This is a genomic window from Ureibacillus xyleni, assembly GCF_900217795.1.
In the GTDB taxonomy this organism is placed as follows: domain Bacteria; phylum Bacillota; class Bacilli; order Bacillales_A; family Planococcaceae; genus Ureibacillus; species Ureibacillus xyleni.
This window is the reverse complement of the sequence record NZ_OBMQ01000001.1, coordinates 22157-35297: the sequence shown is the minus strand read 5'-3', so window position 1 is coordinate 35297 and position 13141 is coordinate 22157. Positions and strand designations below refer to the sequence as shown.

Sequence of the window (13141 nt, the reverse complement as noted above, 5' to 3'; positions counted from 1 at the left end):
ATGTGTGTTCATAATAAAAATCCAAAAGCATAGTGCCTTTGGATTTTTCTATTAAATGCTTGGATTGCTCTTTTCCTTCTTCAAAAACATCTCATAAACAGTTTTTAAATGTTCTGCTTTTAGCTCGATTTCGTTTTCGTGCATATATTTTACAGCATAGCCAAGCGCTATCGTTGTTGCACCTGCTACACTCGCCCCAACAACAGATCCAGCTGCAGGTATGATTTTAACAAGTTGGCGGAAAATCGTTTTTCCGATGTTCCCTACAACGGTTGCAATTAACAGCTCTTTTGCATTTTCTTTTGAAACGGGTTTGTCATAAAGAGTTGATAGCTTAATCATTAATCCAACTTGAATACTAGTTAATGGAATAAAATCAGAACCCGGAATTGGTGATGCCCCAACAGCTGCGGCAGATGCTCCTGCTGCTAAAATCCATTTATTCGCAACAGAGCTTTTGTCTTTGAAGTTTTGCGCCATTAGGATATCTTTAGACTTTTTTTCCAGTACGTCCAGTAACTTTGCCTGAAGCATTGAAATATTTTCTCCAGTACGCGAAGAAATCGGGACAACTGGATATCCATAATTTGTATGGTCTTGGATGTATTTCACCAGATTTGGAATATCATCTGCTGCATCAATTTTATTTAATACAATAATGATATCTTTTGTAATCTTTTCTATTTGTTTGAAGTTTTTTAGTTCATTTTCCGATAGTACTGTACCCGCAGCATTTAAAAAGAATAATACAACGTCTGATTGCTCGTAGTATTTCTTCGTTACTTCAGAGTTTTCCTCCACAACGTCATCTAAGCCAGGTGTATCTACAAAAATAATATTTTCTTTATAGACGTATTTTTGAATATGCACTGTCTCACCAGGTTGCGCACCGACACTTGCCAAATCTTCGTCCATTAATCTATTGATTGTGGATGATTTGCCAGAGTTCACATCCCCAACCATTGAGATTAAAATTTCTCTAGAAAGCTGCTCATTTATTTCATCTGTTTTTTCATAAAATGCATCCTCAAACCACTCGTCGAATTTTTCATTTTCAAATTCTTGATTCATATTGCACCTCGTTTTAGATGTTTTTGTAGAACTACTTCTTAACTTTGGTCTATGCTCTGGTGCTTTTTAGTTCATGGTGAAGACCTTAAAATTTATTTTACCCATCCTAAAATCATTTCTCGGATTAATTTTGATGCGGTATTAGCGGTCATTTCGCTTGAATCGTAAATTGGTGCAACTTCCACTAAGTCGAAACCAACTACATTAACATCACTGCCAGCAATTGCGTGGATTGATGCAAGTAATTCTTTTGATGTAATACCTCCGCAATCAACTGTTCCAGTACCTGGTGCGTGGGCTGGGTCTAGTACATCAATATCGATTGTAACGTAAACATTACGTCCAGCTAACGTTGGTAAAATTTCTTTTAATGGTTCTAACACTTCAAATTTTGAAATATGCATCCCATTTTCACGTGCCCATTCGAATTCTTCTTTCATACCAGAGCGAATTCCAAATGAATACACATTTTTTGGTCCGATATGTTCAGCAATTTTACGAATAGGCGTTGAGTGAGATAATGGTTCCCCTTCATATTCTGTACGTAAATCTGTGTGTGCATCAAAATGAATAATTGCTAAATCGTTATATTTTTCATAAACCGCTTTCATAACAGGCCAAGAAACTAAATGTTCCCCACCCATACCAACAGGAATTTTTCCATCGTCTAATACGCGTTTTACAAAGTTTTCAATTTCATTTAAAGATTTTTGTGCATTTCCAAACGGTAACGGAATATCCCCTGCATCAAAATACTTCACATCGTCTAATTCACGATCTAAATATGGACTATATTCTTCTAATCCAATTGAAACTTCACGAATACGAGCAGGACCAAAACGTGAACCTGGACGATAACTTACTGTCCAATCCATTGGCATTCCGTAAAGTACTGCTGTTGATTCTTCGTAGTTTGGATGACTTTTAATAAAAACGTTACCAGAATATGTTTCATCAAATCTCATAATTTTCACCTACTAAATTTATTTTCTTTAATATTGTGACTTTACCATATTTTAATGATTTTTCGCGGAAGTCTTTCAAAAATCGTCAATTTCCATTTAACTAAGTTATGTGATTATAGAAAAATAACCTGAAAATTCCGTGTAAAACCTAGTCTGAAACTTCCATCGACTTTTTTCGTATAGTTTATACATACAGGAAAAAAGTATAGATGTTTTTAGACAAAGTGCAACAGTTTTTTTATGTATAAAATCGATTAAAGGAGTAAGTTTACGTCAATACTTCTACTACTATGAAAAAAACGAGGTGAAATACGGATGAAAAGACAAAGCTATCGCAAAAAGAGGAAACGGCTTAAATGGATGAAGTATAGTGCATTTACGGTTGTTGCTTTTATTTGTGCAATAGCCGTGTCGCTCGGTGCATTACGGTTGTACGCTCAAATTGCTGGTGCCCCACCCCTTACAGCAACAAAGGCATCCGTGTTTTTAGATAGTAATGGGAATAGAATTGGTGATTTTTTTACAGCTGAGCGTAGATATTGGGTTAAGCTTGATGAAGTTTCCCCTTATTTACTAGATGCGACAGTCGCAGTTGAGGATAAAGATTTTTATAAACATAACGGCTTTGACTTTTCAAGAATCGCTAGTGCCTTATTAACTGATTTAAAGACACAAAGTAAAGCTGAAGGTGCAAGCACGATTACCATGCAACTTGCTCGAAACCTTTATTTAACTTTAGATAAGACATGGACAAGAAAAATTCAAGAAGCTTTTTATGCTTATAGACTTGAAGTTTTCTATGATAAAGATGAAATATTAGAAGGTTATTTAAATACTGTTAACTATGGTCACGGAATGTACGGAGTTGAAGCAGCAAGTCGCTACTACTTTGGAAAATCAGCCAGTGATTTGACATTAGCTGAATCCGCGCTACTTGCAGGAATACCAAAAGGCCCAAGCATTTATTCTCCTCTTAATGATTACGAAAAATCGATAAACCGTCAAAAAGTTATTTTAGGATTAATGGAAGATCAAAACTATATTTCAGGTGAGGAAAAACAACGTGCTAACGCTGAAGATCTTGTACTAAAAAATGAACAATGGGCAGCAACAAAATCTGTTGCACCTTACTTCCTAGATGCAGCTTGGCAAGAAGCTGAAAAAATACTAGAAGAAGAAAACCGCAACATTCGTGAAGGCGGATGGGAGATTCGAACAACCTTAAACCAAGCACATCAAAAAGCTGCAGAGGAAGCAGTTAAGAACAATATGCCTGATAGTGAATTACAAGTTGGCTTTGTCAGCATGGATGTAGAGAATGGACATGTCACCGCATTAGTAGGTGGACGAGATTATGAGAAAAGTTCATTTAACCGTGTTACCCAAGCTGTGCGTCAACCTGGTTCTTCTATTAAGCCCATTCTATATGCGGCTGCATTAGAAAATGGATTCTCTCCACTCACTTATTTAGATGTAGGAGAAACGATTTTTACCTATGATAATGGTCGGGCAACATATAAACCACAAAATGTAAATGGTAAATATGCAGACGGTGAAATGTCGTTAGCTCAAGCAATGGCCATTTCAGATAATATTTATGCAGTGAAAACTTTAGAGAAAATCGGCTATGAGCACTACCGCGATATGTTAAAGAGATTTGATTTGAACTATACAGATGCAGATAATCCTTCCATTGCGCTTGGCACTATCGAAACATCACTATACGATTTGACAAATGCATTCAATATGATTGCCGCCAATGGTCAAGAGAGAAAAGCGACAACGATTCTTTCAATTAAAGATTCATCTGGTGAAACTGTTTACGAATATAAAAAACCAAAATCAAAGCAAGTCATTTCAGAAAAAGATGCGTTTCTATTAACCGATATGATGACGGGAATTTTTGATCCTGTATATAGTGATTATTCCCCTGCAACGGGTGTTTCCTTACGCCCTCGTATGACTCATACGTATGCGGCAAAATCAGGAACAACTGTGAGCGATCAATGGCTAATCGGCTACACACCAAATGTGACAGCTGGTGTATGGAATGGGTACGACCAAGGTAAAACTCTTTCAGTTCAAGAAGATATGGCTGCATCAAAACAAGTGTGGATTGATTTTATGGAAACTATCAATAAAGGAACACCAAACGAAAACTTTAAACCTCCTAAAGGGGTTGAAGGAGTTGTAATTGATATTGAAACCGGGAAACTTGCAACCGATTCCTGTCCAAAACAACGTCTTGTCTATGTAAAAACGGAAGATGTACCAAAAGAAAAATGTTCATCCTTTGAATTCTTTGATGATGATTCTTGGAATGACTTCTTGGACCTATTCCCATTTGAAGCATTCAAAAATTAGAAAAGCGGAGGCGGCTCGTTCAGCTCCGAAAGTAACTGTAGACTTCTGACAAGCGTGTTTACACGCGCAGGAAGAAGTCGAAGTTACCGAGGAGCTAGCCGCCGCAGCTAGACAATCAGAAAAGCGGAGCGCGTTCGCCCAACTCCAAAACAAAATATTATTAACAAAAAAGCTTTCTCTTAAAACGGATATACCGTCATTAAGAGAAAGCTTTTTTATGGCAAGCAAAAGCATGAGAATCATGGGGCATTCGGCTTGGGATTGTACAAATGCCGCATAAGTCTCAAGCTTAGGTTTGCCAAGTGTCCTAGCTCACTATTGTCAGCTACATTTAGTGTACTTTTTTTCAATGGTAGTTTCAATATCGGATTAAATGCAACAAATAAATGTCACACTTTGTTCAATTTTGTAATTTTATTTTATTAAAAAACTATTGACGGGCACTTAAATAATAAAATAATAAGTTTGAAACTTATCCTACTGTTAAATCATTTCGTAATTGTTCCTCGCTATTATTCCACATTTCAATATTATGAGACTTTAGGAAATCCGCTAGTACTTTTTTAGAGTCTTCATCCATATGGTCAACGATGATTTTTCGTTTCATCGATTTATCCATTTTATTAACATGATCTGCCAATATTTTGTAGCCCCGTCTCTTTTCACGGTTCACGACCATTTCACATGCGGTAACCCCCGCAAAATACGGACCCTCTTCTCTAAAATCGATTGTGACCCAAACAAGCCAATATGGTTTTCCGCCCTCTGAATCCGCGCGATCGGTTGTAAATTTAATTCCACGCTCTACATCACTTTTAGCATGCATAGCACCAATATCAATAAATGCATGTTTCTCTTGTATATCAATAAAAACAGGCGAAACATTTTCCAACGATAAAGAGCCAATTCCGAACCCTTTATGCCCATCTGTTGGATCGTTTTTAATAATGGTGAAGCCCATTTTTTGTTTCTTCGTTTCTTCATTAGCCATTGATAAATCCCTCCGTATATGCCTATTATAATGAATATACACTAATATTATCCACCAAGGAGGACACAAAATGCCAATCGTAACAGTAAAATTATTAGAAGGTCGTACAGACGAGCAAAAGAAAGCATTAGTTGAAAGAGTAACAGAAGCAGTTGTTGAAACAGTAAATGCAAAACCTGAAGCAGTAACGATTGTTATTGAAGAAATGTCAAAAAATCATTACGCAAACGGTGGCGTACGTGCGATTGATAAATAAATAAAAAGCGAAAGAACGCTCGCTCACTCCGACAACAACTACATAAACTCTGTGCTCAATGCAAGAAGTTCCTAGTTGTAGAGAGGAGCAAGCGTTCACATACTTATATAAATAAAATTTCTTTTGGATAGTAAACTTTATAATCTACTTTAATATTATTGGCCATTGCGGAAACGATGTGTGATTGTTCAGAAAGCTCACGTATTTCCCCACTCGGCATCTCTAAATAAATCGGTTTCTTTGTTGATTTTGAACCCGGACGATAAAAATCATAGGGTAAATCAGAAGTAGAGTCTGGTTTAATATAATATTCCGGATCTAACCCCATCGACCTCACCTGTTCTACTAACCAAGCAAATCGCTCTGGTTCTTCTTCTGGATTTAAATCCACGTGAGCAAATAGATCTCGATTAACAAATCTTCTGCATAAATCTTTTAATATCGAATCTTCTTCTTCCATCCAAAACTGGAAATATGCCAATAAGACATTTTCATCCAGTGCTAAATAATCTTTTAATGTTACGTTGTTTTCAAAGAAGGAAATGAAAGGAGCCGGTTCAAACTTAAATTGATACCCCTCATCATATAATTTTCTTGCTCTTTTTAATGCTTGATTTAACACGGCTTCCGCACTTCTTGATACCGGGTGGAAATAGATTTGAAGATACATTTGATAGCGTGACATAATATAATCTTCAATCGCATGCATGCCGCTCGCTTTAAAGACAATTTGACCTTGTCTTGGACGGATGACTCTTAAAATTCGTTCCATGTCAAAGTGGCCGTAACTTACTCCTGTATAATAAGCATCTCGTTGTAAATAATCCATACGATCCGCATCGATTTGACTTGAAATAAGACTTACTGCCAATGGGTTTGTATAATTTTTCTCAATCACTAATGCGACTCTCTCAGCAAAATCTGCAGAAACTTTTCGTAACACTGCATTCACTTCTGTGTCGCCTAATAAAATTTCCCTTGTAAAATATTCGTGATCTGTATGGAATACTTTTTCAAAGGCATGGGAAAATGGACCATGACCTAAATCATGAAGCAAAGCCGCGCACAGAACTACTAATCGTTCATTGTCATCCCACTCCGCTCTGCCTCTAAAAACATCATCGACAATACGTCTCACGATTTCATAAACACCAAGGGAATGATTAAATCGGCTATGTTCTGCACCGTGGAACACTAGATACGAAGTGCCAAGCTGTTTGATACGGCGCAACCTTTGAAATTCCTTCGTGCTAATTAAATCCCAAATTACTTGATCGCGTACATGGATATAACGGTGCACAGGATCCTTAAATACTTTTTCTTCTATTAATTTAGCATTTGCGTAATGACTCACTGTCGACACCTCACTCCCATAAACTTATTATCTATTATAAGAGTGTTTCGTCATAATTACATCATATTCTCATAAAGAACTTGCATTTCTACATATTCCAAACGTTGGGCACAAAAAAATATAGCCATCTCCTTGCTGCAGGAGATAGCTATATTATTTATCTTTTAATTTTGCCTTTACTTTTTCCATTAACTCTTCTTCAGTTAATGCATTAACAGGTCTACCATTTACAAAAGTAAATGTTTTTTTACGTCCTGGACCACAATATGAATGACAGCCAATTTCAATCGTTGCATCTGGATCTAATTGTTTTAATTTCGGAATTAACGTTTTTAAATTAACGGCCTGACATTCATCGCAAACTTTAAATTCGTTTGCCATTTTGTCAACAACCCTTTCTATTGATTGATTTCTATTTTAACTATATCATTCCCATTTAACACAATTGCTATTTTATCGTAATAAATCATATCCCATCAAGTAAAAACCTAACATTTCCGTCAAAGGTCTGAACAAGCATAAACATTTCCACAACACTATTACTCCATTTATATTGTTTCATTAATAAACTTCCTATAAAAATCCTTTTTTCTGTAAAAATATATGAATAAAATTGGTACATCTTGGACATTCTAGGTTTTGAGATAAGAAAAAACTATTTTATTAACAGGAGGTTTTACAATGGTTAAAATTAGACAAGATGCTTGGTTAAAAGAAAATGATGAACTATTAGCTGAGGCAGTTTTACGTCACGTGAAAGAAGGTAGTACACAATTAAACGCTTTTGAAGAAGCTGGCGATGCGTTAAATCGTACAGCAGCAGCATGTGGTTTTCGTTGGAATGCAGTCGTTCGTCGTTTATATGAAAAAGAACTAGCAGAAGCTAAGAAAGAAAGAAAAGAGAGAATGCGAGTATTAGGAATGAATGGTAGACGTCGCTCTCAACCTGTTTATCTATTACCTGGTGCTTCAACTCCAAGTAGTAATGAAGAAGTAAAATCGATTCCGTTATCAGCTCTTAATCTTGATATTGTGATTGCTTATCTATTACGTTTACAACATCAAGGTGGAAATGATATTGAAGCAACAAAATGGCGTCATATTGCAAATACTGCTACAGAAAAAGTAAAAGATTTAGAAGCTCAGTTAAAGCGACTAGAACAAGAGAATAAAGAAATACGAGAAGATTATGAGCAATTCGTTCAGATTATGAATCGTGCTCGTAGATTAGTAACTCTAGAAGAAGATGAACAACGTGTTGCACCTGTCTTTAAAATGGAGAAAAACGGTAACTTGGTAGCTAACTATACTACTGGCTCTATTGAAAAAGAAAACGTGGATGTGCCTCATTAAGCACATTCACGTTTTTTCCTATTTTCCAAGCATTTTTTTATTTCGCTCTAACACTCGTTTTAAATAAAACATATAAAGTTCTAATTCTTCTTCATCAAAACTATTCACTTCTATATTTTCAAAAAGATTTTGCAACCGAAAAACTGTTTCTTGAACGGTAATCGGCTTGTTTAATAGTTCACTTAAACTCGCCATGACAGATGGATTCACTTTTGGATAAGCAAATTTTGTCTCTACATCTTTTAAACTAATGTTATAAAAATCTCTAATTAACTCGGCGCGTTTTGCTCCACTACCTTCAATACATAAATAGATTTGAACAGCGATTCCCTGTCTTAGCCGGCGTTGTGATATTCCCGCAAACTTCTTTCCATCAATGCTTAAATCATATGAACCTGGACAATAGGAACCTTCAATTTCATAAGCTTCGATTTGATCAGCTACCTCAGGAAAAAGGTATTTTATTAAATCCACCATAACATCATAGCCACTATTTATTGAAATAGATGCAGGTTGCTCTGAAAGGATGATGGATATATTTAATACGCCACTGTCTAGCACTACTGCTAGTCCACCAGAATTACGTACGATTGATTGATACCCTTTTGTATGTAAAAGTTCAACTCCCTCTTGAACATAGGGCAAACGATGGTCTTGAATGCCTAATACAACCGTATCATCATGGACCCATGTTCGGATTGTCGCTGGCGAACGCAATTGCCCGACGATTTCGCAAAGTGTGTCATCCATCGCAAAGGATTCTAGGGGTGTTCGATTTTTCATAATATTGGATTGATCAATAAAACGCCATGTTGGTTGTTGCAACAGAGGATTCATAGTAAAAAACTCCTTAAAAATCACCATTTATTTTAAGAATACATGAAAATAATGTTTTATCAAATTTTCTCGATACTTATGCGTTATAAAAAAGATGTGCACACTAATGACGAAATGGTGAATTTCGACATATTACAGCATTCATAGAAGGAATTATTTTGATTTTATGCTAAGATAATTGTGAATGATTATCAATTAAGGGAGTGTTTATAAATGAATGAAGCAGCAATGACACTAGATGGTTGGTACTGTTTACACGATTTCCGTTCAATTGATTGGGCTTCTTGGAAGTTAGTATCACAAGATGAACGTTCAAAAGCAATCGATGAATTCGTCCAATACTTAGAAAAATTAAACGAAACACACGTTGCTAAAACTGGATCTCATGCTTTCTATTCAATTATCGGACAAAAAGCTGATTTTATGTTAATGATTCTTCGTGAAACACCAGAAGAACTACAAGAATTAGAAGCAGAATTTAATAAATTAGCAATAGCTGATTTCACAATTCCAACTTACTCTTATGTTTCTGTAGTTGAGTTATCAAACTACTTAGCTGGTGAGTCAAACGATGATCCATACCAAAATCCACATGTGCGTGCCCGTTTATACCCAGAGCTACCACGTACAAAATATGTTTGTTTCTACCCAATGGACAAACGTCGCGAAGGAAATGATAACTGGTATATGTTAAGCATGGACGACCGTCGTGAATTAATGCGTTCACATGGTTTAATTGGTCGTAGTTATGCAGGAAAAGTAAAACAATATATTACGGGTTCTGTTGGTCTAGATGATCATGAATGGGGCGTTACATTATTCTCTGATGATATGCTTCAATTCAAGAAAATCGTATATGAAATGCGTTTTGATGAAGTTTCAGCTCGCTATGGCGAATTTGGAGAGTTCTTAGTTGGAAACGTATTAGACAACGAAAAATTAATGAATTTCTTATCTGTAAATAAATAAAACTTATGATTTTGGCATGTGTTCACTCTACAATTGGATACATGCCTTTTTTTCATCAAAAAAACTGCTTCTCCAATAAATTATTGGGAGCAGTTTAACATATTACGTACCGTTTTTCTCTTTTTCATCTTTTGTTTTCAATATAAGGATGATGGTGTTAATAAAAAAACCAATAAACACAATTAAGACAAACAAATACCAATGCAACGGTTGCTCGTAAAAACTTGCGACCAAAAATGAAATAATCGCACTGATGACAATTCCAATCCAAATACCTATTTGCATCGTACCAACCCCTAAGGTAGATTTCTTCACCGATTCCCCTTACATTTTTTTATCCCCAAAAACCGCCAAAACTTTGTAAAACTTTCCTCTTATCTATAGTGTATTAAGAATTTTATTTTTTTATACAAATTGTGAACAAGAAGTATTGTGTTACATAAATTAGTTGCATGGGTGATTTTTTGACATTTAATTATTCTTAAATGATGCCTTGCGCATATACATGGTTATGAGGAGGTTTGTGTCTTGTTCAGTAGCATCAATACTTACTGCTTCCAAGCAAGAAAAATCTTACTCTTCATGCTACTGTAGGGTGTTAAGTAGTTTAATAAGTGGAATGTAGAATTCACGTTTCATCACCTGTATGTTTTTGGATTGTCCTTATGTGTAAACTTATCATCCACTTTAATGATGCTTAAGTAAAATTTATAGTGAAAGGATGTTTATTCTTGTATTATTACTGGGGTCAACAAAATCAACAGCAATATCCTATGGGACAATATCCTATGGGGCAATATCCAGCGGGGCAAATGCAAAGCGGTCAATCGCAAACAAGACCGTTCCCAACTCCACAGACTGCGGTTCCTAATGGAGGGCAAACGACAAGTGGAATTCCTGTTCAAAATGGCTCTGCCCCAACATTACGTGAAGAATCGTACATCGAAAACATTTTACGTTTAAACCGAGGAAAACCAGCAACTTTCTTCTTCACTGTACCATCTGCAAATGTGCAGCAAGATACAGCAAATGGCAATACGATTAGAGTTCGAGGGGTCGTTGTAGAAGCAGGGCGTGACCATGCAATCATCCGCGAACTTGATACAAATCATAACTATTTATTCCCAATGATTTATTTCGATTTTGCTGAGTTTGATGAAGAACTTGCTTATATAAACTATCGTAATCCATTTGGAACTTAATAATTTATGCAGCGTGCTTAAAGAATTGTTTTTTTAACAAAAAGGCCCACTCAACCTTCAAAGGATTGATGTGGGCAACTTTTTTTATTAAATTTTAAACTTTTGAATTTCACTTTGTAATTCTTGCGCTTTAATACTTAATTCTACTGCAACGGAATTTACTTGTTCCATTGTTGCAGCCTGCTCTTGAATCGCAGCAGCAATCATTTCAACATCATTGGCTGATTTCGATGATCCTCTTGAAATTTGATTAACTGATGCAGATACTTCCTCTGCACTTGCTGAGATTTGTTCAGATGTTGCTGAGATTTCCTCTATTTGATTTCTCATATCTTCTACTGCATGGACAATCGTATTAAAGGAACTACCCGCTGCACTGATAATGTGTACACCCTCACCAACTGAAGAAATGGATTCTGTAACAGCCTTTTCAACATTTTCCGTATCTGACTTAATTTCCATTGTTAAATTAAAGATTTGACTAGCAGAATTTTTAGATTCTTCTGCTAGCTTACGAACTTCTTCTGCAACAACAGCAAAGCCCTTGCCATGTTCACCTGCTCGAGCAGCTTCAATTGCTGCGTTTAACGCTAATAAGTTCGTTTGTTCGGTAATATCAGTAATGACTTTTGAAATACTCTCAATTTCCTCAGTTTGCTTACTCAATTTTTGTACAAGCTCGTTAACTAAAGTTGTTGAGTGACTAATTGCATTCATTTGACTTTCTGCTTTTTGAAGAATTTCTGTACCATGCGTTGCTGTTTCACTTGCATTCACTGAACTATTATGTAGAACTAGTGTTGATTCTGCAATCCGTTGTACCCCTGAAGCCGTCTCATCCATTGATTTTGCACTTTCAAATGATGCGACCGAACTTGTTTTAACTTGTTCTGCCGTTGCTTCAACACGCACTGTCACATCTTCTGTGGATGCTGTAATTTCCTCTGTACTTGCGGATAACTCCTCGGCAGCTGCACTTAAATGCTCGGTATTTTGTTGAACACTTTTTATGAGGGATTTTAAATTCCCTTTCATCATATTAAAGGATTTCGCTAATTGACCAATTTCATCTCTTGTTCGTACAGGTAAATCATCTTCTGTTAGGTCCCCTGCTGAAACTACATTCACAGAGTTAACAACTTTTCTTAAAGGATATGCTACAGTTCTCTTCACATAGATTACTAAAGCAATACTTATTAAAATACTAATTATTAATACAGTAATTGAAATCGTTTTAGAGTTTGATATTGTATCATTAGCTTGTTTGCGTACGTCTGTTAATTGAGAGTTCTGATATTCAAACATTTTATCTGTAACGACTGTTAAGTTTTGACTATCCACTGATAAAAAGTTTGAAACAATAAATGTTGCTTGCTTTGTATCACCTTGGTCCAGAGCGTCAAGGGCAGTCATTATATTTTGATCATAACTGTTTCGGAAATTTTCAATCTCTTGAAGATAACTTTTCATTGTTTCACTTTTAGTAGTTTCCTTAAGTGTTGTAATATGTTCTTCAAATGACTCTTTAAAGTTTAGTAAACTTTCTCTAGTACTATCTGAATCGTTTACAATTATTTCTCGAACTAATAACCCCTGCATTGCCAACGAATAGCGCATTTCTTCAATTTCGACCATTTGTGTTATTCGTCTTTCTAGTGCTTCGTCCATCTTGCCTTGTATATTATTTAAATTAAAGAAACTCACTACAACCGAAATACATAATAAAATAATTAGTGAATAAAATGATGCACTTAATTTAGTACCTATACTCATATAATC

At 35.7% G+C, this 13141-nt stretch carries 13 protein-coding genes; 5 read left to right on the top strand and 8 right to left on the bottom strand.

Annotated elements, in window-relative coordinates; genetic code table 11:
• Positions 1-51: 51 nt before the first annotated feature.
• Both CRO00_RS00220 and speB read right to left on the bottom strand, forming a co-directional pair.
• On the bottom strand, positions 52-1071 hold the full coding sequence (locus CRO00_RS00220; protein ID WP_097071639.1) for a GTPase: 1020 nt from the start codon (positions 1069-1071) through the stop codon (positions 52-54).
• A 92-nt stretch (positions 1072-1163) separates the two neighbouring features.
• The gene (gene speB, locus CRO00_RS00215) at positions 1164-2036 is read right to left on the bottom strand and encodes an agmatinase (protein ID WP_097071638.1); all 873 of its coding nucleotides are present in this window, start codon (positions 2034-2036) and stop codon (positions 1164-1166) included.
• Between the two features lie 315 nt (positions 2037-2351).
• Here speB and CRO00_RS00210 point away from each other — a divergent pair, with 315 nt between their 5' ends.
• Positions 2352-4400 carry a transglycosylase domain-containing protein gene (locus tag CRO00_RS00210; protein ID WP_097071637.1) on the top strand — a complete coding sequence of 683 codons (2049 nt, stop codon included), beginning with the start codon at positions 2352-2354 and terminating at the stop codon, positions 4398-4400.
• Positions 4401-4872: 472 nt separating this feature from the next.
• Here CRO00_RS00210 and CRO00_RS00205 read toward each other — a convergent pair whose 3' ends face one another.
• Positions 4873-5391: a YwhD family protein gene (locus tag CRO00_RS00205; RefSeq protein WP_097071636.1), complete on the bottom strand. Its 519-nt coding sequence runs from the start codon at positions 5389-5391 to the stop codon at positions 4873-4875.
• Positions 5392-5461: 70 nt separating this feature from the next.
• Here CRO00_RS00205 and CRO00_RS00200 point away from each other — a divergent pair, with 70 nt between their 5' ends.
• Positions 5462-5647 (top strand): 2-hydroxymuconate tautomerase, encoded by a 186-nt coding sequence (locus CRO00_RS00200; protein ID WP_097071635.1) that lies wholly within the window; start codon positions 5462-5464, stop codon positions 5645-5647.
• 103 nt (positions 5648-5750) lie between these two features.
• Here CRO00_RS00200 and CRO00_RS00195 read toward each other — a convergent pair whose 3' ends face one another.
• Together CRO00_RS00195 and CRO00_RS00190 are read right to left on the bottom strand one after the other, a co-directional pair.
• A complete protein-coding gene (locus CRO00_RS00195; protein ID WP_097071634.1) occupies positions 5751-7001 on the bottom strand; it encodes an HD domain-containing protein in 1251 nt (416 codons plus the stop codon).
• Positions 7002-7154: 153 nt separating this feature from the next.
• Positions 7155-7382 (bottom strand): YuzB family protein, encoded by a 228-nt coding sequence (locus CRO00_RS00190; RefSeq protein ID WP_097071633.1) that lies wholly within the window; start codon positions 7380-7382, stop codon positions 7155-7157.
• A gap of 300 nt (positions 7383-7682) precedes the next feature.
• Here CRO00_RS00190 and CRO00_RS00185 point away from each other — a divergent pair, with 300 nt between their 5' ends.
• Positions 7683-8354: an RsfA family transcriptional regulator gene (locus CRO00_RS00185; protein ID WP_097071632.1), complete on the top strand. Its 672-nt coding sequence runs from the start codon at positions 7683-7685 to the stop codon at positions 8352-8354.
• A gap of 18 nt (positions 8355-8372) precedes the next feature.
• On the opposite strand, the gene lipL is transcribed toward CRO00_RS00185, so the two are convergent.
• Positions 8373-9191: an octanoyl-[GcvH]:protein N-octanoyltransferase gene (gene lipL, locus CRO00_RS00180; protein ID WP_097071631.1), complete on the bottom strand. Its 819-nt coding sequence runs from the start codon at positions 9189-9191 to the stop codon at positions 8373-8375.
• Positions 9192-9404: 213 nt separating this feature from the next.
• Here lipL and hemQ point away from each other — a divergent pair, with 213 nt between their 5' ends.
• Entirely contained in the window at positions 9405-10160 is a 756-nt protein-coding gene (gene hemQ, locus CRO00_RS00175; protein WP_097071630.1) for a hydrogen peroxide-dependent heme synthase, read from the top strand.
• Between the two features lie 102 nt (positions 10161-10262).
• Here hemQ and CRO00_RS00170 read toward each other — a convergent pair whose 3' ends face one another.
• Positions 10263-10475 (bottom strand): hypothetical protein, encoded by a 213-nt coding sequence (locus tag CRO00_RS00170; RefSeq protein ID WP_237658278.1) that lies wholly within the window; start codon positions 10473-10475, stop codon positions 10263-10265.
• Positions 10476-10891: 416 nt separating this feature from the next.
• Here CRO00_RS00170 and CRO00_RS00165 point away from each other — a divergent pair, with 416 nt between their 5' ends.
• On the top strand, positions 10892-11362 hold the full coding sequence (locus tag CRO00_RS00165; RefSeq protein ID WP_237658277.1) for a spore coat protein GerQ: 471 nt from the start codon (positions 10892-10894) through the stop codon (positions 11360-11362).
• An 87-nt stretch (positions 11363-11449) separates the two neighbouring features.
• Here CRO00_RS00165 and CRO00_RS00160 read toward each other — a convergent pair whose 3' ends face one another.
• Complete coding sequence (locus tag CRO00_RS00160) at positions 11450-13135, bottom strand: methyl-accepting chemotaxis protein (RefSeq protein WP_097071628.1); 1686 nt, start codon at positions 13133-13135, stop codon at positions 11450-11452.
• Positions 13136-13141: the final 6 nt, after the last annotated feature.

Bases quoted from the DNA above. Each gene is read 5' to 3' on its own strand.
- CRO00_RS00185 (WP_097071632.1), top strand. From the start codon at position 7,683: ATGGTTAAAATTAGACAAGATGCTTGGTTAAAAGAAAATGATGAACTA.
- speB (WP_097071638.1), bottom strand. From the start codon at position 2,036: ATGAGATTTGATGAAACATATTCTGGTAACGTTTTTATTAAAAGTCAT.
- CRO00_RS00210 (WP_097071637.1), top strand. From the start codon at position 2,352: ATGAAAAGACAAAGCTATCGCAAAAAGAGGAAACGGCTTAAATGGATG.
- lipL (WP_097071631.1), bottom strand. From the start codon at position 9,191: ATGAATCCTCTGTTGCAACAACCAACATGGCGTTTTATTGATCAATCC.
- CRO00_RS00190 (WP_097071633.1), bottom strand. From the start codon at position 7,382: ATGGCAAACGAATTTAAAGTTTGCGATGAATGTCAGGCCGTTAATTTA.
- CRO00_RS00200 (WP_097071635.1), top strand. From the start codon at position 5,462: ATGCCAATCGTAACAGTAAAATTATTAGAAGGTCGTACAGACGAGCAA.
- CRO00_RS00220 (WP_097071639.1), bottom strand. From the start codon at position 1,071: ATGAATCAAGAATTTGAAAATGAAAAATTCGACGAGTGGTTTGAGGAT.
- CRO00_RS00160 (WP_097071628.1), bottom strand. From the start codon at position 13,135: ATGAGTATAGGTACTAAATTAAGTGCATCATTTTATTCACTAATTATT.
- CRO00_RS00205 (WP_097071636.1), bottom strand. From the start codon at position 5,391: ATGGCTAATGAAGAAACGAAGAAACAAAAAATGGGCTTCACCATTATT.
- hemQ (WP_097071630.1), top strand. From the start codon at position 9,405: ATGAATGAAGCAGCAATGACACTAGATGGTTGGTACTGTTTACACGAT.